Raw genomic sequence first — 19,302 nt, forward strand, 5'->3', positions numbered from 1 at the left:
AAAGGGGCAGAGTGTGCTCTGCCCCTTGCGCGGTCTTCAGGGTTATTTGGCCAGGCCCAATTTTTTCATGGTGTTGGCAACATTGGTGGAGGCAACTTCAAGATCTTTATCCCAGGCATCGGCGGGCAGGTAGGCCAGGCCCAGGCCCGAATCTTTGGCAAACTTCAGGAACGCTTCACTTTCCATTCCTTGCTTAAAGGCATCATGGAGAACTTTCTTAACCTCAGCTGGCGTTCCTTTGGGAACCGCGAGTCCACGCCAGGTTCCGAAACTGACGTCGTAACCGGCTTCTTTCATGGTTGGAACGTCGGGAAAATTCGGGAGCCTCGAATCACTCATCACGGCCAGCATTTTCAGGGAACCGGCTTCAACCTGTCCCTGAACTTCAGCCGGACTGACGGAAACGGCCTGAATATGTTTGCCGACCAGTGCGGTTACCGCCGGTGCAGCACCGTCATGAGGGACAAAGGTCAGATCGATGCCGGCTTTTTCGGCAAAGATTCCACCGGCAATCTGCCATACCGAACCCGGTCCGGAATGGCCGACCTTGATTTCGCCCGGATGGGCTTTGGCATAGGCAACAAATTCAGCGATGTTGTTGTAGGGAGCGTCCTTGGGGACGGTAATGGCGGCAGGGTCCATGTTGACCCGCATCAGCAGATCATAGTCTTTGTAGGTGAAGGGGACCAGGCCCTGCGGGGGCAAAGAAATGATTTCAAAAGTGACCATGGTCACGGTGTAGCCGTCGGGACGAGCATGAATCCCGGCGCCATGACCGATGGCACCGCCACCGCCGGTCTTGTTGACCACGGTAATGTTCTGGCCCAAAAAGGGTTCGGTCTGTTTGGCGAGCCCGCGCAGAATCGTATCGGTACCGCCTCCGGCCGACCAGGGGCAGATAACGGTTACGGTTTTGCTTGGGAAGGACGCGGCCAGGACCGGCCCGCCGATCAGCATGAGGATGAGCAGACTCAACAGCGCGGTGATCAGAAGATTTCTTTTCATAACTGCTCCTTTGCACACAACAAAATGAAGTTATAAATGTGCGGGTTGGAAAAGCCTTCGAAAAGTAACGAAAAGCCCGCATAACCACCGAGGGGGAATGGTGGGGAAAATTGCCTGTTTCATAATCCGCAACAGTGTCTCATTTATACTAAAATTAGTAACAAAAGACAAGTTAAAGATGTCCTGTCCGGAAGATTAAACCGTCTGCGTGGGCAGGATGGGTGGCAAGAGAAATACCGCTGAGTGAAACGATGGGGGGATTTATGACGGATAAACAGTCTGCTGCCGGCAGCAGACTGTTTAATGGGAGGCCCATGGCCGAACGCAGGAGCTATTTGCCGAAAGATTTGTCGATATCGTCCGGTTTGCCGATCAGGATCAGAATATCGCTGTTTTTGATCAGGTAATCGGGGGGTGGTGCCGGGATAAAGTGATCGCTCAAGACATCTTTGATGGCAATGACCGTGACCCGGTGCTTCTTCCGCAGGTCCAGTTGGCTGAGGGTTTTGCCGATGAAGTGCTTGGGCGGCTCCAGTTCCGAAAGGGAGTAGTCTTCGGCCAGGGGAATGAATTCCAGAATGTTCGGGCTGGTCAGGTTGTGGGCCAGGCGTTTTGCCATTTCTTTTTCCGGAAAAATCACGTCGGTGGCTCCGACCCGCTCCAGGATGCGGCCATGGTCTGCATTGAGGGCTTTGACCAGGATGCGTTTGACCTTGAGTTCTTTCAAGTAAAGGGTCACCAGGGTGGCCAGATGGGAGCGGTCTCCCATGGAGACGATCACCGCATCCATTTCGGCCACGCCTTGACTGCTCAGAAAATCCTTGTTGGCGGCATCACTGAGGATCGCGTAGGAACAGATATCCTTGACCGCCTGGACTTTGTTTTTGTCCGCATCTATGGCAATCACTTCGTGACCGGCATCATGCAGGTTTCCGACAACATGAAAACCGAAATGGCCGAGGCCGATGACGCAAAATTTCTTTTTCATAAAAACTTCTCCACTGGGGGCCTCTTTTTATTACGGTCGTTGCCGGCAACAATTGCACAACGGCAAGGCCGCGCAGGTGCTCTGCAGCCTGTTGGTCAGTGACTGCTAGCCGATCATGATGTTCTCTTCCGCATAGCGGGCGCTGAAGTTACGGGTTTTTCCGGCAATGGCAAAGGCCATGGTCAGCAGCCCGACCCGGCCGGCAAACATCAGCAGAATGATAATGACCTTTCCGGCGTCGGATAGAGAGTTGGTCGCGCCAAGGGAGAGGCCGGTGGTGGTGAAGGCGGAAAAGGTTTCAAACAGATAGCTGAGAAACAGCCGTTTGTTCTCGTGGGCCGGGTCGGTTGTTTGCACGATGAGCAGGGCAAACAAAGCGACACCGATCAGGGTGATGGCCAACAGGACCAAGGAGAACGCCTTGTTGATGGCATCATCCGGGATGGTGCGCCGGAACAGGCTGGTATGCGGTTGCCCCTTAAGCCGGCTGGAGAAAATTGCGTAGAATAAGGCCAGACTGGTGGTTTTGACGCCACCGCCGGCCGACCCGGGGGAGGCCCCGATAAACATCAGAAAGATGATCAGGAAAATGGTTGGGACTTCAAAACTGTTCAGATCGATGGTGTTGAATCCCGCGGTCCGCGCAGTGATCGCCTGGAACAGGGAGGTCCAGATTTTTTCCGCCACGGGCATGCCGGCCAGGGCCGCATTGTTTTCGATGATTCCGATGGCAAGGCTGCCACCGACGATCAGTGCCATGGTCGTGACCAGGACGATTTTGGTGTGCAGGGAGATGCGCACGGTCCGTTGCGGACTGCTCATTTTGCTGTAGCCGGTCTGCAGCAGTTCCCGAATCACCAGAAAGCCGATACCGCCCAGCACAATCAGTATCAGCAAGGTGATATTAACCAGCGGGTTGGCGCGATAGGAGATCAGGCTGTCCGGGAACAGGGAAAAGCCGGCGTTACAGAATGCGGAAACCGAATGAAAGGCGGCACTGTAGAGGCCCGGCCAGAAGCCGAGACGGGGGACAAAGGCCACGGCCAACAGCAGGGTGCCCAGGGCTTCGATGATCAGGGTCATCAGGAAAACGTCACGGATCAGTTCCCGCCAGGAACTGATCGGGGTATGGAGCAGGGTTTCGTTGATGATCCAACGGCCGCGGATACTGACCCCGACCCGCAGATAAATGAACAGGTAGACGGAAAAGGTCATGATCCCGAGCCCACCGATCTGGATCAGCGCCAGAACTACGGATTGACCGAAGCCGCTCAGGCGGGTGCCGATATCGATGACGCTGAGACCGGTGACGCATTGCGCCGAGGTGGCGGTGAACAACGCATCGACAAAGGAGAGCGGTTTGCCGCGAGCCGCCCAGGGGGTGGTCAGCAGCAAGGCCCCGAGCAGAATGGTCAGTGCATAATAAAACATCAAGGCCTGGGCAGGGGTGAACCGGTCCAGCAGGGCCTTTTCATTTTGGGTTTTCATCGAGTATTTGTCCGGATCAGTCGCTGTAGCCTTTGATCAGTAGTGATAGCAGAGATCAGCCCCATAATCGACTGGGGATTGGGGCCGATGCGTAGTAACGGCTTGCCTGAAAAGCTTCAGGAATGCTGCTCTGATCAGGTATCCAAGCGCAAAACGAAGCGGATGTCAACCAAAGACCCCGTTGTGGGCGAGTTGGGCTTTACCGACCTGAACGATGAGCGCCATGGCGAGCAGGAACAGAAGAATTTTTAACGCGTTTTTGTAGGCTGCCGGCTGAATCCTCCTTTTCAGGGCAAAGCTGGCGGCCAGGGTCAGGCCGACCACTGGCAGCATGGCCAGGGACAGGCCCAGCTGTGTGCTGGTATATGCCCCGGCCAGGCTGAACATCAGTAATTGGGCCATCTTGCCGAGCAGAAAGCAGGAATTTGCGGCCTGGATGGTCTCTGCCCTGGAGTGTTTGGCTTCAAGGGAATAAATGATCAGGACCGGCGCCATGACATTGGTCAGGCCGCCGACCAGGCCCGCAGCAAAACCGAACCCAATCTTGGCCGGTCCGGGATTGGCCGCAATCCAGGGAATGGTCAGATTCACCCGCCCTGCGGCCAGGTAGAGCAGGATGACCACCGCGAGCAGGATCTTGAATTTATCGGGCGAGGTGAAAATCAGAATCTGCGTGCCGCAGGCGCTGCCGAGCATGGCGAACACCGCCAGCAGGAGGTAACGCCGGCCGGCGGTGCCCAGATTGCCTTCACTGAGGATGCTCACCAGATTAATGATAAAAGAGGGGAGCAGGGTCAGGATGATAGCGGTTTGCAGGTCGGTGACAAGGGCCAGCAATGGTGTCGCCAGCATCGGAAAGCCGAAACCGATGCTGCCGTGAACGAAGGCGGCAAAGAGAAAAATTGCCGGAATGATCAGCAGGTGCTGGTGAAGCAAATCCATGTTAAAGCCTTGACCGTGGTGGTTTCCGGACGTTGTCTGAGTCGCCGACCTGGTATTTTTGTTATTTGCCTCTCTGCTTCACCGGCGGTTTGCTCCTTGCCGGTGAAGGCCAATGATTTTCCGCCCGCGCTTGTTAGGCTGCAGCCAGAACCTTGATGGAAGACTGAACAACCAGATCCTTGACCTGTTCCCGGTAAGCGAGCATATGGGGTGCGACCAGGTGAGCCTTGAGGTCGTCAAGGCTGGCCCATTTTTCCAGAATGGTGACGATGGACGAATCCCGCTGCTGCGGAGGTAAGCCGCTATCGACATCAACCGTCGGAACATATTCCAGGCAACCATTTTCGGCCAGGACATTGGGAACATTCGCTTTGAAAATATCCAGAAAACGGTCTTTCTGGCCATCTTTGATCTGGATGGATGCAATAACATTGATCATGACGCAACTCCTTTGGTGTTTCTATTGAATAGCGCTGCCAGAAGCAGGGCGCAAAGAACTCCGGTGACATTGGCGGCCCAATCCCGCCAGTCGCAATAACGATGGACATAGGGTTGAATCAGCTCGATGATCCCGCTAAGCAGAATGAATAAAACACCGATCAGTTGCCAATATCTGGGTTTACGCAGCGCAACAGGAAACATCAGGGCCGTATAGGCGAGCAGATGATGAACCTTGTCGCTGCCGGGGACTGGAGGGAGCTGATCCTGGGGCCAAAGAGACAACATGATGATGGTGGTCAGAAGGAACAGGGTCAAAATTTTCCACCTGCCTTTGATAAAAGTCAGTAATGTCATAGGGGGTTGCATCCGTTGGTTATTGCCAGCGATCCTGAACAAAGCTCCACGACCGGCTGTTGGTTCATAACCGAAGCGGAGCAGGGTTGGCAGATTATACCTCTTTCCTGCTGCCGATGAAAACTCCAGGTGAATAATTTTGGATCGGCTGAAGAAGAGGTACCTTTCTCCCATTGTATTTGAAAATCATTCCCGGATGGACCTTTCATGAACCGGTTAGTCTTTTTTCTCGATCGTGAGTTTTCGATACTCGATCAGAGGTTTGAAATTAACGGTTTTTTCATCGATCTTGATGGCGTCGACGAGGGTGATCTCATCATTTGTAACCTTGAACAGCTGGATAATTTCAGTCCCTTCAATGGATTGGTTCGTTTTGACAAAGGTCTGTGGGTCGAGGACGATGATTCTTTCCGGATCCGTTGGCGCGGCCCAGGCAACCGTGCTGGACATTGCGAAAATAAAGATGACCAAAAGTAAGCTGTTTTTCATGTTTCGACCTTTCCGTTTTCTCGCCTTGTTATAAGCTGGAGAAAAGGCATTTTCCCCCAGCGTTTTTGAAACGTTGACAAGGTCTCGGCGCGGACTTTTCCGACCACGGGTTAGCCAAGAATCAGCGGATTAAGCTGCCAGACCGCATGATTCAGCACCGAGGCAAAGCTGACCCAGACCAGATACGGAAGCAGTAAGATCCCGGCCAGCGGGCTAATGCTCCAGAAACGAATGATGGTTGCCAGAATCAGAACCCAGAGCAGGGCAATGTCTGCCAGGGCCAAAGCGCCCAGCTTCCAGCCAAAAAACAGCCAGCTCCACAAGCCGTTGACGAAAAGCTGGGCAAGATAAAGGGACAGGGCGGTCCGAGCCGCAGCAAATCCGTTGACCCGCCAGACCAGCCAGGCCGCGACAGCCATGAGCAGATAGAGAAAGGTCCAGACTGGGCCGAAGACTGCGGCCGGAGGCGCCCAGGCCGGTTTGAACAGATGGATGTAGACGACCTTGGCGTGGAGGGACGCCGCGGCGCCAACAATGGCGGCCAGAAAAGTGACAATGAACCAGCCAGCCAATCCTGCTATTTGACTGTGTCCGGTTTGGGATGGCATGAACTCCTCCACAGTCTGGGTGAAAAAATCCTTAAGACGTCATTATGCCTTGATTTGCCAGTGATTTTCCATCATCCGAGTGTTTTTTTTCGAAGAGCAGGCAAAAATCGGGAGATGCTGCTCCGCTGTTAACTGTTCCACTGAAAAGCGACGGCTCTTTTCCCCGCAATCCGGTCATCAAAGATTTTTTCGGCAGGACTGTTTGCTGCCGCCAGACAGACATGCAAGGGGAGCAGGTGCTCCTCCCGGGGGTGACAATAGCGTGCTGACGGTGCTTGCTGCCAATGGAGCAGCCGTTGTTCGCGCTCCCTTTGCGGAAGCGGGCCGGTGCAGGTTTCAATCAACCAATCCTGAAATGCGTCGTTGGCCGGGTCGGCAGTGTTGCCAACCTGCCGGAAAAAGGCGCTGAGGTTATGAAAAGAAAAGCCGGAGCCGATGACCAGGATATTCTCTTGCAGTAACTCCCGCAGGGCGTACCCCATGGCCAGGTGTTCGGCAGGATCTAAACTTTTGCGCAGGGAGAGTTGCAGTGCGGGAATCTCCGCAGCGGGGTACATCAGGAGCAGGGGAATATAAAGACCGTGGTCGAAACCCCGCTCGCTATCGATCCGGCTCTGGATATTCTGCCGGGCGAACAGCTTGACGATTTTGTCCGCCAAGGGGGGATTTCCCGGCGCCGGATAGTCGATATGGTAGGTTTCTTCCGGGAATCCATAATAATCATAGAGCATTTTGGGGGTTGCTGAACCCAGCAGGGTTGGCAGCTGCTCTTCCCAGTGGGCGCTGATCACCAGAATCGCCTCCGGCCGGTTAAAATTATCCGGTAATTGTTTCATGAACTTAACCATGGCGTTATGACTGGCATCTCCCAGGATAGGGAGTGGGCCGCCGCCGTGGGAAAAATAAATGATACGGCCTCTGCCGGTGACAGTCATAGGGTTGTTTCCTTTCTGGCTGGTGTATCTCTGTCAGCAATTAATGACCTGTTACACATTTGCTCTTTGTTCCTTTTTTTGATTAGCGCAATCTTAAAAGGTATATTTAAAAATACCACATAAAAAGCAGTCACAACAGGTTGTTATCTATTCTCTAGTAAGTTTTGAAATATTTTTGGGAGCGGATTCCGATTATTGTTTACAAGACTACCGATTTAGTAATATTTTTAACATCAATTAAATTCCGATAAGAGCAAAGCCGGAGCAATCCGGTGACGCAAAACTACGGGTCCCACGAGGATAGCCGGGTTGCCGAAGATGAAACAAAGCCCCTGAAGCCTCTCTTCGCATCCGAAGAGAGGCTTTTTTGTTTTGAACGAAAACAATGGCAGCTGCTCGGTGCTTTTGCTGAAAAGGAATTCCCCGGTTCGGGATCACAGCGGGCTTTCCGGCGACGGAATAAAAACGGCGACTTTTGGTCATCCTCAATCTTCTACTAGGAGAGTTACCATGTTTAAAAATCTGTCCCTGGCAAAAAAACTTTTTTTAAGCTTCGGTTTACTGTTGCTGTTGCTATCGGGGGTCGGTCTGATCGGTGTGCGCAGCATGTCCACATCAGCACAAGGGTTTGCCGAGTATCGGGATCTGGCCCGGGAGAGCAATCTGGTCGGGAACATTCAGGCCAATATGCTGGAAGTTCAGCTGGCGACCAAAAATTTCTTGAAATCGAGAGATAAAAAGGAACTGGAGGAGTTTCAATGGCATCTCCAGGCTTTCAGGGAACTGATTAGCAGAGCGGAGACTGAAGTTGAAGAAGCTGATCGGCAACAGACGATCAAAAGCATTGCCGCGGACCTGATTGCCTACCAGGAAGCCTTCCAGAAAGTAGTTGAACGGATGGCCGAAATGGATGAGCAGGAAAAAGACACCCTCAATATTCTCGGCCCCCAAATGGAGAAGACCTTGACCGAACTGCTGCATCGTGCTGAGCAGGGCGGCGATATGGGAACCGCCTACGACACCGCACTCAGTTTGAGAAATGTCATGCTGGCCCGGCTCTACGTCATGAAGTTTTTCGAACAAAATACCCAGGCCGCTGTCGATCGCGTCCAGCAGGAAAGGGCAACATTTCTGCAGTTGCTGGACAGTCTGGCTGGGAATGTGAACGATGAGGCACAGCAGGGCCTGTTGGGCAGAATCAAGGCTGATCAGGATGCTTATTTCAGCTCTTTTGCCAAATACGTCACCGCCACGAACGAGCGTAATGTTCTGATCTCGGGAACTATTGACAAGATCGGACCCAAGGTTACCGACATGACGGAGCAGCTCAAAGCGGGGATTAAAAAACAGCAGGATACTCTTGGCCCAAAATTGCAGGCTGCCAATGAGAATGCTTCAAACTGGGTCAAAGCGCTGACCGGGAGTGCTTTGCTGTTCGGAATTTTAGTAGCCGGGCTGTTGACAAAAACCATTACCCGACCGATTGTCCGCGGCGTTGCTTTGGCTCGGGAAATCGCTTTGGGGGATTTTAGCCAGCGCCTGAATATGGACCGGGCGGATGAGATCGGCCAACTCGGTGAGGCCTTGGACAATATGGCGGACAACCTGCTCAGAAATGCCGAAGCGGCGCAGCAGATCGCTGCGGGAAATTTGGATGTGGAGGTGCAGATTTCCTCTGAAAAAGACAATCTGGGGATGGCGCTGCATGAGATGGTGGACAATCTTAACGACCTGTTGGCCCAAGTCCAGACTGCCGGAGAGCAGATTGCGTCCGGCAGCGCGCAGGTGGCCGACAGTAGCCAGAACCTGTCTCAGGGAGCGACTGAACAGGCCAGCTCTTTGGAAGAGATCTCCAGCTCGGTACAGGAATTAAGTAACCAGACCGGCTTCAATGCGGAAAGCTCAACCCAGGCCAACCTGCTCTCCGCCCAGGCCAAAGAGTCAGCGTTAAGCGGGAATCAGCAGATGGAAGCGATGATTCTGGCCATGGCGGAGATCAATGCGTCGAGCCAGAACATCAATAAAATCATCAAGGTCATCGATGAAATCGCGTTCCAGACCAATCTGTTGGCCTTGAATGCTGCGGTGGAGGCCGCTCGCGCCGGTCAGCATGGCAAAGGTTTTGCGGTGGTAGCGGAAGAGGTGCGGAATCTTGCAGCGCGCAGCGCCAAGGCCGCCGGGGAGACCGCGGAAATGATTGAAGCTTCGGTGGCCAAAGCCGGTGACGGCGTAGCCATTGCCGAAAATACCGCGAAATCCCTCGAGGCGATCGTGACGGATATCACCAAGGTGAATGATCTGATCGGGGAAATATCCATTGCCACCAATGAACAAGCCCAAGGGGTCAGCCAGATCAACATCGGTCTCGGGCAGGTCGATCAGGTGACGCAGCAGAATACGGCCAGCGCCGAGCAGAGCGCCGCTGCCGCAGAAGAGCTGTCCAGCCAGGCTGAGCAGATGCGGCAATTGCTCATGCGTTTCAGATTGCGCGATCAGAACCGACTCAGCAACCATGGAACCGGCCGGAGCAAACAACTGCGGTTGACCTGACCGTCAAGCGCTATCCGCCAGGTCGGTTGCCCCGTCCTTTGCCCGGCGATCGGTAAGACATGCCTCACCAGGCCGGCCTTTTACAACCTGGTGGGGCATCAATACAAATGGCTACCACTAAAACGTGATAATTTCATAGCCACTTTTCAGGTATGCTGACATCGCCGGATGACCGGACATGGCACCCAGCAGCGGTAGGTTCCGTTCTTTTGCCGCCTCCAGGGTGCCCAGTTTTCCAGCACAGGCCCGACAGACACCGTCCACCAGCCCTGTGGCAAGGGTTTTCTGCCACAGGCCGTTCAACGGGTTGGCCGGCTTGTCCAGTTCCGGAAGCAGTTTGACCGCTGCGCCTTCAATGACGATCTTGACCTCCGCTCCCTGCTCTTTCAGATCCAAAGCATTTAACAGGACATGAATGAAACACATGGGGTCTCCATTGAAGACAAACAGGGCTGTCTTTTGCATGCTGCTCTCCTTTTGCAGGAAAATATCCAGAATGGGTATGGTCTCATCATGCCGGTGCGTTTTTCTGTTCGCTAAAATAATCCCTTTGGCAATTTCGGTCAGGTTTCCTGCCGGAGACCCGACCTTTAGGTTTTGCGGGGATGGATATATTGCGTCAGCAGGAGCTTATCCCATAGCGGAGTTGTGACTCCGAAGTTGGTATCCGGATGGAAATGATGGATCAGATGATGGGATGCCCAACGTTGGGCCAGACGATTGCGAAAATGGTGGTGATGAATGAGAAAGTGCCCCAGGCCATAGCAGACATAACCGCAATCGATGGCCGCGGCCAAGAGCAATGCGTAGTTCAGGGGCAGGAACAAAGAAAAAAGCCCGATCAATAGAGTCAGGAGCAGGGCTGGAAGAAAAAAAGGGACTCCGTCATAGCCCAAGGGGATCTCATGATGTAATTGGTGACTCTTGACGATGAACATGATTGAACCGTGAAACACCCGCCGATGAACAATATATTCCAGCAGGCTGAAAAAAAGCAGCCCGGCCAGAGTGGTGAGCAGGACAGCTGCCGGGGTTATGTTGCCAAGATGAAGCCCTTCATAAAAGAGGAAAATAGCCAAGGGAATGTCGATAATAAACTCTCCCCAGTAATTAGCAGGAGTCCGCGATATTTTTTGAATGAAAGCCATCAGGGACGTAAAGATGCCGGTCATTTGTGGTTGTTCCTTTCCTGGTTCCCGCAATCAGTGACCATTATAGCACTATACCGCCGCAAGTGATGCCACGAGGCCAAAGGTCCGCCCCTCTTTCCCGTTTGTACACTGGTTATTTGCGCGTTTTTTTTGCGTCGGGAGATGAACCAATGAAGCTGTTGATTTGCAAACCGCATATTAAATGGTACCGTACAGAAAAATAAAAAGATCTTCGGCTCTTCCCGGCAAATTTAACCGCGGGGCCGGCCCCTCACGCAAAAGCGTATTATGACCGCATTTGCAAAGGAAATCCACCGCTCCTCTTAACCTCTTGCCCTGGTTTTGGTCATGTCGCCTGTTTTGGTGAAAATTGCTCCGGTCTTGCTGACGTTTGCCTTGGGTGTCCTGCTGCGCCGGTGCGGCATTTTTAACAAGGCAAATGCCGATCTGTTTCTCAAACTATTTTTTTATGTTGCTGCGCCGGCGCTGTTTCTACGGGCTATTCCCAAGCTTGAACTGTCAATCGAACTTATCGCGATTCCGCTCTCTGCCGCCGCCATCGATTTCGGTATTTACGGGCTGGCCTGGATGGTCAGCAGGCGATTGACCCTGGAACGACGAACTCTGGGGGCTTTCATGATCGGCGCGGTAATGATGAATACAGGCTTTTTGTATCCCTTTGCTTTGTCTGTTTACGGCCCCAAGGGGATGGCCATAGCGTCTCTGTTCGATTTCGGCCATGCGACAGTCGCTTTCTCCTTTATCTATATCAATGCCTGTAGATATGGCCGGGGAAACGGGCAAAGTGTCTTTTTTTTGTTGAAAAGGTTTATCTCTTCCCCACCTTTGGTGGCCTTGGTTGGCGCTCTTATCCTCAACCTGGGCAAAGTACAGCTGCCGACAGTCGCCGGTGAATTTATCGCCATCCTCAGTGGTTTGGTCACACCGTTGATGATGATTCCGCTGGGAATCTATTTTGACGCCCGGATTTGCCGTGTCGCTCCGTTGGCAATCGCCGTTGTCCTGAGGATGGTGGGTGGCCTGAGCGCCGGGCTGGTTTGTACATTGCTGTTTGACCTGCATGGGTTGCAACGGACCATGGTCCTGCTGCTTTCTTCGGCGCCCTCCGGGATCATGACCCTGACTTTCTCCTCCATGGAGGGGCTGGATGGGGACATGGCGGCGAGTATCGTTTCCTATTCGACCATGATCGGCTTGTTTCTGATCCCCCTGCTGATCATCCTGTTGCCCACCGGCTGAGCTTGTGAAGGGCTCCTGACAGGGTAAGAACATGCTGGTGTGTTGGTCTACTCGGCCCTGGCGTCGGGACCATGCTCGGACAGTTGAGCCCCAAACCAGCGATGCAGCGCAGTCAGCAGTTGTAAATCGGTTGTTTCAAAGGCGATCTCAGCGCCGCCGGGAATGTTGGCGTAGGAAACCTTGACTTCTGCTGCGCCGGCTTGCAGCTCTTTGAGCCCGGGCATGTCGGCACCATGCAATTTGGCCGGGTCCGAATAATCGCCCTGCTGGAATTTTGCAGCTTCGTGACGAAGATGCTGTTGAATCAGGATAATCTGATCCGTGTCATCAGGGTTTCTGGCAATGACCTTTTGGACGCCGCCATATTCTGTCATGCGGAAGATGTGCTCTGTTTTTGAGATATCGAAGGGCATGACACTGTGCGCCAGGTGATGTACATGTTCCTGTTTGCTGGTGGCAAAGCCCTGCCCAATGCCGATCCACAGGGAAAATACCAGTCCACTCAAGAGAAAGAAATATCCTGTCTGCGTTTTCATGGGTTCCCCTTTGTATGATGATGTCCGGTCTGAATCGGGAATAATGCACTATTCAACTTATAGCGTAAAAGCAGGGATGGACAAGTCAGCGGGGTTCAAATGACGGCATGGATACACATCAGGATAAAGGTCAAGGCTTATGATCGAGCTGACGGTTGATATGACAATCCCGAATGGCGCTAGTTTAAGAGTCGCTGGCAGCAAAACCGGGACTGTCCCCGCACGGGGGCTGTCCCAGGTCTTTGCGGTGTTAACCGCTACAGTTCCATGGCTCACAAACTCTTGGGACAGCCCCCGATGACCCTGGGGACAGTCCCGAGTTTGCTACGAAAGTGCTTAAACTAGCGTCATTCATGACAATCCCCGTACTCACCACGGCAACACAAAGCGTATATATTTTGGGAAAAGATATCGGCGTTGATCCCGACCGGCATGCCGACAATCGTTGCATTGGAAGAGGCCATCCCGAACACACTCTGCTCGGCGACCGAGAAATCGAACAGAAAACAACTCAGGCGAATACTGAGGAGGTAGATGGTGAACACATCCAGATCATAGGCGGATAAACAATTCCAGTTCATCTTGGCCGGAATTTTCATCTGTGCCATGTTGGCGAAGAGCAAGGCCGGAATCAGGAAGGAGAAGGTGATCTTTCCAATGGAATCACCGTCAGCCCGGGATGATAAACCATGCTTGACAGTGAAAAATCCTGATAACGGGATCAGCAGAAGCGGCAATGGTCAAGGCCATGGGGCGGCAATCATTGTGCTCGCCCCGGCGGTCAATCCTCCGGCCCGGCCAGCGGCGCTCAGTCATCAGCGAAATCGTGATCCGTTTCAGGATAGCGCTTGCTGATTTTGGCTTTGGCTTCGTCGAAGATGTCCAGGACGGTATCGACAGCACTGCCATCATTGATCAGCTGTTTTTTTAACAGTTCGGGATGCGCTGCGGTGACGGCCCGCATGACATGTATGGCGAGCAGGTCTCTGGTTTTCACAGGCCCCTCCAGTTGGCTTGGGTGAGTAAAGCGTTTTTCGATAACGTCAGATTGTAATGGCATCGTTAGCAAATTAAAGCGCTTTTAGCAATGGTAAAGCAGCGTGTCTGTTTTTTCTCCATGAACGAGTGGTGTTCAAAATTCTGTATCTTCCTGACGATTAATTTCCCGGGTTGGTCGGAACCCCGGCTTAACCTGTCCCTCTTCGTTGCGAATTCTGATCACCATCGATAAAGATCTATCCTCCTTTTACAGAATTCTTCTAGTTTCTTCATGTATTAACAATTCCGGCACGTCCAGGGACACATCATAAAGGTTATCTCTGTCAGCGGCACAGATCAAAAACTGCCTAGATACAGATCGTAACCACATTTCAGCAGCAAAGCGATCAGAACAAAACGAAAGGCCGGCTTGACGACTCTGTCCGCATTGGTTAGGACCAAACCGCTACCGAGCCAGTTGCCACAGATCGATCCCGCGACCGCGACCAAGGCAATGGGCCAGAAGATCCGGCCTTGAATCAAAAAGTAGAAGAATGCCGACAGGTTGGATGCGTAGTTGACGATTCGGGCATTGGCGCTGGCCTCTCTGGCGGACATATGTAAAAAGGCCATAAAGGCGAGCAGGATAAAGGTCCCGGTGCCAGGGCCGAAAAGGCCGTCATAGCCTCCCAGCACCAACCCGATGAGTGTCACCCGAATAATCTGACTGGCTTGCGGCAAGGCGGGCTGTTCGCTGGCCAGACCACTTTGTCTGGCCTGGAGATAAAAGATTGTCGGGATGACAACCAGCAGAACCAGGAACATCAGGTTTTTCGACATGAAGATTGACAGTCTGGCGCCAATGGCTGAACCGATCAAGGCCGCAATAACGGCATAGATCATGGTCTTCCAAAAGATCGTTTTGCTCATGATATATCTGCCAACGGCAAAGGTGGTTCCGGTTGAGCTGACACATTTATTGGTGCCGAGGATGAATTCAACAGGAACCCCGACCGCCATGTAGGTCGGAATGGAAATCAGGCCGCCGCCGCCGGCAATGGAGTCAATGAAGCCGGAAAAACCAATCAGTAAAAAAACGACGGCATATTGCCAAAGCTCAAAATCCATAAAATAGATACTTTCAAGGTAAGAGGGCCCGGATTCACTTTGTCAGTGCAACTCAGCCTGGCGGGCATGAGTTAAGCTACTGTAGTCGTCGGCTTTTCTCACCGAGCAAAGTCAGAGAAGCACGATGAGTCACTCCACGCAGCTTACCCGGGGAAAAAGATAGCAGATTTATGCTCTGAAAGCAGCAGGGCATAATCAGACTGAAATCGCCGAGATTATTGGCTGTCACAAGTGGACTGTTAGCTGGTTTTCATCCGGAAACGGCCCTTTTCCGCTGTGGCGGTGCCAATCTGCGGGTTTTCTTGTGCGTCGTAAAGTACTACGCCTCCGCGCAACTCCTTGATTTTCTTGCCACAACGAAAAATTGCTCGTTTCCAATCTGAAAACTTAGCCGTTGCCCTTCGGAGTTTCCGGATGGCAACTCGCTGAGAAATTGGGAGCGAGTTGAGCAGCTCTTACGTGAAGACTGGAGCCCCGAGCAAACAAGCAACTGGTTGCAGGGCGAAGAAGGAATTCACCTCAGTCATGAGTGAAGCGATCAATACCTCCTTTGCGACAAACCAGACGGAGGAGCCGCCTATCGCCATCTTCGTTACCAGAAGCCGCGGAAAAAACGCCTGGGGAAAAGCGCTTTTCCCGCTCTTGCAAAAGCAATGAGTTCATGACCTGTTTTTTGTTTGTGAGCACCCATCCATAGGTTCAGCAGGCTGTTTTCCAGCAGCCTCCAAGTATAGACTTGAGCAAGATAGGTATATACTTATAAATGTCGCTGTGCAATGGGCTAGTGTCTGTTTGGGAACGGTTCTTTTTACAACTTGCGGGATTTCCCTTTTTTGCCAAGGCGGCGCTGGGAACAGTGATGGAGATCAACAATGCAAATCCGGGTGGGCTACGAACTGATTTATGACTGTCCTCATGCAACACCAATGATATTGAGTCTGAACATCCATTATTCACGCGCTTCGGATGTCGTTGTTCCCGACCACCTTATGACCAGTCCATCCGTTCCGGTTACGGCCTATCGTGATACGTTCGGCAACTGGTGCAGCAGGATCGTCGCACCCAAAGGGGAGGTCAAGCTGTTCACCGATGCGATCGTGAATGATAACGGGGAATGGGATGTCGCGGTGACCTCAGCTCTTCAGCATCCGGTGCAGGAGCTTCCGGAGGAGACCCTGGTGTTCCTTCTGGGCAGTCGCTATTGTGAAACAGATCTGTTGTCCGATGTGGCCTGGAGACTTTTCCAGCAGGCTCCGACTGGCTGGGGCCGTGTTCAGGCGATCTGCGATTTCGTTCATCAGCATATTCGCTTTGGCTATGAGCACGCCCGCGCCACGAAGACGGCCTGGGAAGTCTTCAATCAGCGGACCGGCGTCTGCCGGGACTATACCCATCTTGCCATCGCCTTCTGTCGCTGCATGAATATCCCGGCACGCTACTGCACCGGCTACCTGAGTGACATCGGCATGCCACCGCCATACGGCATGATGGATTTCGCCGCTTGGTTCGAGGCTTACCTTGGCGGGCACTGGTATGTCTTTGATCCCCGAAATAATCAGCCCTGTATCGGCCGGGTGCTGATCGCCCGCGGGCGCGATGCGGCGGATGTCGCCATCAGCAATACCTTTGGGGCCAACACCCTGAAAAGTTTCAAGGTCTGGGCGGATGAGGTGAAAAATTGATGTGAAAGGACAGGGGGAGCGATTCTTTCCGGTTGGCATCCGGATAAGGGGATCTTCTCATGACTTTGTTTCAATACTGCAGTCAGGCCGTGTCCGGCCGCTGTTTTCTGATGGACACGGCCTAAGTCAATGGTTGTTGCCTTCATCGCTACGCGTGATCTTTTTAGCCTTACCCGGGGCCGAAAGCTACAGGGTTAGTTGCCCTTTGGGGGTAATTATTAAGTCTATACGGCGATTTTGAGCGCGTCCCTCGGTCGTTGCGTTGGGGGAAAGAGGTCGGCTTGAACCGTAACCGACTGCTGTCACTTTATCCTCGGTGGTTAAAGCGTTTGCCAGCAAGTATCCGCGAACCGCCTCAGCCCTCATCTGGGAGAGGTGATTGTTCAGTTCCAAGGTTCCAGTCGAGTCGGTATGCCCTTCGATTGTCACACTTGGGTCATCGAAGGTTCGAATCGCATGTTGGACCTTGCTCAGTAGAGCGTAATTTTCAGGCATGATGATCGATTGCCCAACCGGGAAACTCATCCCTCGAAGGCGAACCACCATTTGCTGTCCCTGTTTGTAACATTCAGCCTCTTCACTCGTAAAAAGCGCCTGAACCTGGTTGTACTGTTCGTTGAATTTCCGCTCACCGGCCAATTTATCTTCGATAGCCTGTTTCTCGGATTTCAGGCGTTCCTGCTCAGCCCGTTTTGCGATTTCAAGCCTCTCTTTTTGACCAACTTCTGTCGCCAATTTGGACTGGAGGTCAGAAATTTCTTCGCTGTGCTTCTGGCGGAGGGCCTGGAGTTCATTCTGCTGGGAAATCAGCAGCCCGTCAATTCTGGTTTGCTGGCCTTTGCTTTTTTCAGACAAAAAGTCCCGGTCGGCTTTCAGAGCGCCGGACGTTCCCATCATGTTGGAAATCTGGATCTTTGTGGATTGGTCACGCATGTCAGGTGCCCCGAGTTTTTCCGAGGTGTTTTCAATCACATCTTCTGTCCAAAGAGCAACCTCGATCGGCTGCATTTTGCGGAACGTCTCGCTTTGTCGCGTCAGTTGAAGGAGGCGGTTGGCCTGGAATAATGCGGCGGCAGCCTTCAGGTGCATCTCCTCCTTTGCATAAGGGTTTGCTGAAATATAGGTATCCACATCCTGAAGCTCTTTTTGGGTTTGAGCGAAGACCGTTGGTGCTAACTTTTTGGCTCCTTCTTTCTCAGCCTGAGTTAAAAGTTTTCGAACCTCCCCTAAGGTGGTTTCTTTGATGGCTTTGATCTCTAGAACCCGGAAGCTATTGACAACTTTCTGCTCGTTACGTTGTGCGTAATTCACGTTGTTGTTCTCGATTTCGCGGGTCAGATCAAGGAACTGTTCCTCCGCGTCTGTATAGCTCTGGGCAAATGTCGTGGCTCCGGCGACGCGAGCCAGGTCCCTTCCCTTGATGGCTTCGGGGATGACCGTACGGGAGATATTTGCCATCTCCAGGGCTTTGGTGATTTCGGCGTGGCCTTTGGAAACATTTGTGCCGATGGTTCCCATATCACCCTTTTCAGCGATAAGTCTCTTCGCTTCGGCCAAGGATGATTCGGCCTTGTTAAACCAGGTTGGGGCCAGTACATTGACCTGCTGCTGCCGGGCGCTGGCAATGTCGATTTGGAGTTTGCCCACTTCTTCGGTAGGATTGGCTGTTACGGGAATCGGAACAAGTTTTAAGGGGGGACCTGCGCAGGCAGTCATGAAAAACAGGCCTGAAAAAATGAGGGATTTGACGGAATTCAACCAAATTTTGTGCATATGCTACTCCTTTTTCTGTCAATAAAAATGTCGAAATTAAAGAACCTTCTTGAACCAGGATTGTTCCTTTCAGCGGTGCCTCATGCTGACATGAGGATGGGACCTGCAGATGATTTTCTGGCCAGTTTGAGTTCGTATCTGCAAGACCATCTGCAGCACGGCCAGCAACGGCCAAAGCCACAACATTGTGTAAGTCGTCACTATCATAAACTCCTTTTCTTGCTTCGCTTTCCACTGCAGGTTTCCCTGAATCGCTTGTGGACGCTTGAGCATTTGCGGTTTGATTGAGCTGGACAGCGGAGGGGCTGCTCTGTATTCACGGATGAGAAAAAATTCTGGAATATCTGATTACGCTCAACCCTGTTATACCGCAACAAGCATGCCCAAATGGATCTGCGCAGAAGGGGGCGTACAACAGGTGGTATTTATTGGGTAATGGAAGAACGTTTGCAGAGGGGCTGGAAATAACTGTCAGAACCAGCCGTCACATACAGCATAACCGCCGGATTTGATGGGCGCACCAACCTTGGAGAGGTCACTGCAAGCCGGCCTTCCTAAGCGTTGGTAGCGATCACTTTCAATGCCTGTTCCTGGATGGCTCCTGGATGGCATTGGCAAAGGTTTGGGCAACCACCAGCCGGGTAGCGTAGCTATCGACCATGCTGATACCAGCGGATGAGTCGCTTGTTTAGCCGCTCTTTTTGATAGCGCCTCTCAAAAGTTTTTTGACCTCGTCCCAGATCTGTTCCGCTCCGTTTTTCATGTCTTCCCAGTCATCATCACTGGCCAGGGCGATTCCCTGCAGTTTTTCCGACGCCTGATCCCTCTTCAGCTGCAAGGCCGCGATGGTTGTGGAATGGGCAAATCGTTCCTCAGCCGTGGCGTTTTCGGCCTGGTCTTTGAGTTGTTCGATCTGCACGTCCCATTCGACTATTTGTGCCGAGAGCTTTTCGACGTACTTGGTTCGCGGACTCTTCATGGCAATCTCCATTCG

At 52.6% G+C, this 19,302-nt stretch carries 20 protein-coding genes, 1 pseudogene and 1 riboswitch; of the genes and pseudogenes, 4 read left to right on the plus strand and 17 right to left on the minus strand.

Annotation, left to right across the window (positions count from 1 at the left end):
- Positions 1 to 42 precede the first annotated feature (42 nt).
- From N909_RS0115475 to N909_RS0115515, 9 genes are all read right to left on the minus strand, one after another.
- Complete coding sequence (locus N909_RS0115475; RefSeq protein ID WP_029916723.1) at positions 43 to 1,005, minus strand: tripartite tricarboxylate transporter substrate binding protein; 963 nt, start codon at positions 1,003 to 1,005, stop codon at positions 43 to 45.
- Positions 1,006 to 1,336: 331 nt separating this feature from the next.
- On the minus strand, positions 1,337 to 1,993 hold the full coding sequence (locus N909_RS0115480) for a potassium channel family protein (protein WP_029916725.1): 657 nt from the start codon (positions 1,991 to 1,993) through the stop codon (positions 1,337 to 1,339).
- A 105-nt stretch (positions 1,994 to 2,098) separates the two neighbouring features.
- Complete coding sequence (locus tag N909_RS0115485; RefSeq protein WP_029916727.1) at positions 2,099 to 3,481, minus strand: TrkH family potassium uptake protein; 1,383 nt, start codon at positions 3,479 to 3,481, stop codon at positions 2,099 to 2,101.
- Between the two features lie 165 nt (positions 3,482 to 3,646).
- Complete coding sequence (locus N909_RS0115490; RefSeq protein WP_029916729.1) at positions 3,647 to 4,423, minus strand: sulfite exporter TauE/SafE family protein; 777 nt, start codon at positions 4,421 to 4,423, stop codon at positions 3,647 to 3,649.
- 133 nt (positions 4,424 to 4,556) lie between these two features.
- The gene (locus N909_RS0115495) at positions 4,557 to 4,862 is read right to left on the minus strand and encodes a putative quinol monooxygenase (RefSeq protein ID WP_029916732.1); all 306 of its coding nucleotides are present in this window, start codon (positions 4,860 to 4,862) and stop codon (positions 4,557 to 4,559) included.
- Entirely contained in the window at positions 4,859 to 5,218 is a 360-nt protein-coding gene (locus N909_RS0115500; RefSeq protein WP_029916734.1) for a VanZ family protein, read from the minus strand. Before N909_RS0115500 ends, N909_RS0115495 begins: the two co-directional genes overlap by 4 nt.
- Positions 5,219 to 5,434: 216 nt before the next feature.
- The gene (locus tag N909_RS0115505) at positions 5,435 to 5,707 is read right to left on the minus strand and encodes a hypothetical protein (protein WP_029916737.1); all 273 of its coding nucleotides are present in this window, start codon (positions 5,705 to 5,707) and stop codon (positions 5,435 to 5,437) included.
- A gap of 110 nt (positions 5,708 to 5,817) precedes the next feature.
- Entirely contained in the window at positions 5,818 to 6,315 is a 498-nt protein-coding gene (locus N909_RS0115510) for a TspO/MBR family protein (protein ID WP_029916739.1), read from the minus strand.
- Between the two features lie 128 nt (positions 6,316 to 6,443).
- Positions 6,444 to 7,250, minus strand: coding sequence for a DODA-type extradiol aromatic ring-opening family dioxygenase (locus N909_RS0115515; RefSeq protein ID WP_029916740.1), 807 nt, complete (start codon positions 7,248 to 7,250; stop codon positions 6,444 to 6,446).
- Positions 7,251 to 7,492: 242 nt separating this feature from the next.
- A riboswitch (cyclic di-GMP riboswitch) is annotated at positions 7,493 to 7,567 on the plus strand.
- A gap of 193 nt (positions 7,568 to 7,760) precedes the next feature.
- On the opposite strand from N909_RS0115515, the gene N909_RS24770 reads away from it, so the two are divergent.
- A complete protein-coding gene (locus N909_RS24770; RefSeq protein ID WP_051689815.1) occupies positions 7,761 to 9,800 on the plus strand; it encodes a methyl-accepting chemotaxis protein in 2,040 nt (679 codons plus the stop codon).
- Positions 9,801 to 9,917: 117 nt separating this feature from the next.
- On the opposite strand, the gene N909_RS0115530 is transcribed toward N909_RS24770, so the two are convergent.
- Together N909_RS0115530 and N909_RS0115535 are read right to left on the minus strand one after the other, a co-directional pair.
- Positions 9,918 to 10,265 carry a DsrE family protein gene (locus N909_RS0115530; RefSeq protein WP_029916745.1) on the minus strand — a complete coding sequence of 116 codons (348 nt, stop codon included), beginning with the start codon at positions 10,263 to 10,265 and terminating at the stop codon, positions 9,918 to 9,920.
- 125 nt (positions 10,266 to 10,390) lie between these two features.
- The gene (locus tag N909_RS0115535; protein ID WP_029916746.1) at positions 10,391 to 10,972 is read right to left on the minus strand and encodes a sterol desaturase family protein; all 582 of its coding nucleotides are present in this window, start codon (positions 10,970 to 10,972) and stop codon (positions 10,391 to 10,393) included.
- A 327-nt stretch (positions 10,973 to 11,299) separates the two neighbouring features.
- Between N909_RS0115535 and N909_RS0115540 the strand changes: the two genes are divergently transcribed.
- On the plus strand, positions 11,300 to 12,211 hold the full coding sequence (locus N909_RS0115540; RefSeq protein WP_155005954.1) for an AEC family transporter: 912 nt from the start codon (positions 11,300 to 11,302) through the stop codon (positions 12,209 to 12,211).
- Positions 12,212 to 12,258: 47 nt separating this feature from the next.
- Here N909_RS0115540 and N909_RS0115545 read toward each other — a convergent pair whose 3' ends face one another.
- The 4 genes from N909_RS0115545 to N909_RS0115560 all read right to left on the minus strand — a co-directional run bounded on the left by N909_RS0115545 (position 12,259) and on the right by N909_RS0115560 (position 14,853).
- Positions 12,259 to 12,747 carry a hypothetical protein gene (locus tag N909_RS0115545; protein ID WP_029916750.1) on the minus strand — a complete coding sequence of 163 codons (489 nt, stop codon included), beginning with the start codon at positions 12,745 to 12,747 and terminating at the stop codon, positions 12,259 to 12,261.
- Positions 12,748 to 13,094: 347 nt separating this feature from the next.
- A complete protein-coding gene (locus N909_RS0115550) occupies positions 13,095 to 13,484 on the minus strand; it encodes an AEC family transporter (protein ID WP_029916752.1) in 390 nt (129 codons plus the stop codon).
- Positions 13,485 to 13,555: 71 nt separating this feature from the next.
- Positions 13,556 to 13,744, minus strand: a complete 189-nt coding sequence (locus tag N909_RS0115555) for a hypothetical protein (RefSeq protein ID WP_029916754.1) — start codon at positions 13,742 to 13,744, stop codon at positions 13,556 to 13,558.
- 338 nt (positions 13,745 to 14,082) lie between these two features.
- Entirely contained in the window at positions 14,083 to 14,853 is a 771-nt protein-coding gene (locus tag N909_RS0115560) for a TSUP family transporter (RefSeq protein ID WP_029916756.1), read from the minus strand.
- Between the two features lie 431 nt (positions 14,854 to 15,284).
- Between N909_RS0115560 and N909_RS26580 the strand changes: the two are divergent.
- Positions 15,285 to 15,476: pseudogene (locus N909_RS26580) on the plus strand (IS30 family transposase); the annotation flags it as partial.
- 249 nt (positions 15,477 to 15,725) lie between these two features.
- A complete protein-coding gene (locus N909_RS0115570) occupies positions 15,726 to 16,535 on the plus strand; it encodes a transglutaminase-like domain-containing protein (protein ID WP_029916758.1) in 810 nt (269 codons plus the stop codon).
- A gap of 186 nt (positions 16,536 to 16,721) precedes the next feature.
- On the opposite strand, the gene N909_RS0115575 is transcribed toward N909_RS0115570, so the two are convergent.
- Both N909_RS0115575 and N909_RS0115585 read right to left on the minus strand, forming a co-directional pair.
- Positions 16,722 to 18,308 carry an OmpA family protein gene (locus tag N909_RS0115575; protein ID WP_029916760.1) on the minus strand — a complete coding sequence of 529 codons (1,587 nt, stop codon included), beginning with the start codon at positions 18,306 to 18,308 and terminating at the stop codon, positions 16,722 to 16,724.
- Between the two features lie 688 nt (positions 18,309 to 18,996).
- Positions 18,997 to 19,287 carry a sll1863 family stress response protein gene (locus N909_RS0115585; RefSeq protein ID WP_029916764.1) on the minus strand — a complete coding sequence of 97 codons (291 nt, stop codon included), beginning with the start codon at positions 19,285 to 19,287 and terminating at the stop codon, positions 18,997 to 18,999.
- Between the last annotated feature and the right edge of the window lie 15 nt (positions 19,288 to 19,302).

The organism is Pelobacter seleniigenes DSM 18267 (assembly GCF_000711225.1).
Classification (GTDB): domain Bacteria; phylum Desulfobacterota; class Desulfuromonadia; order Desulfuromonadales; family Geopsychrobacteraceae; genus Seleniibacterium; species Seleniibacterium seleniigenes.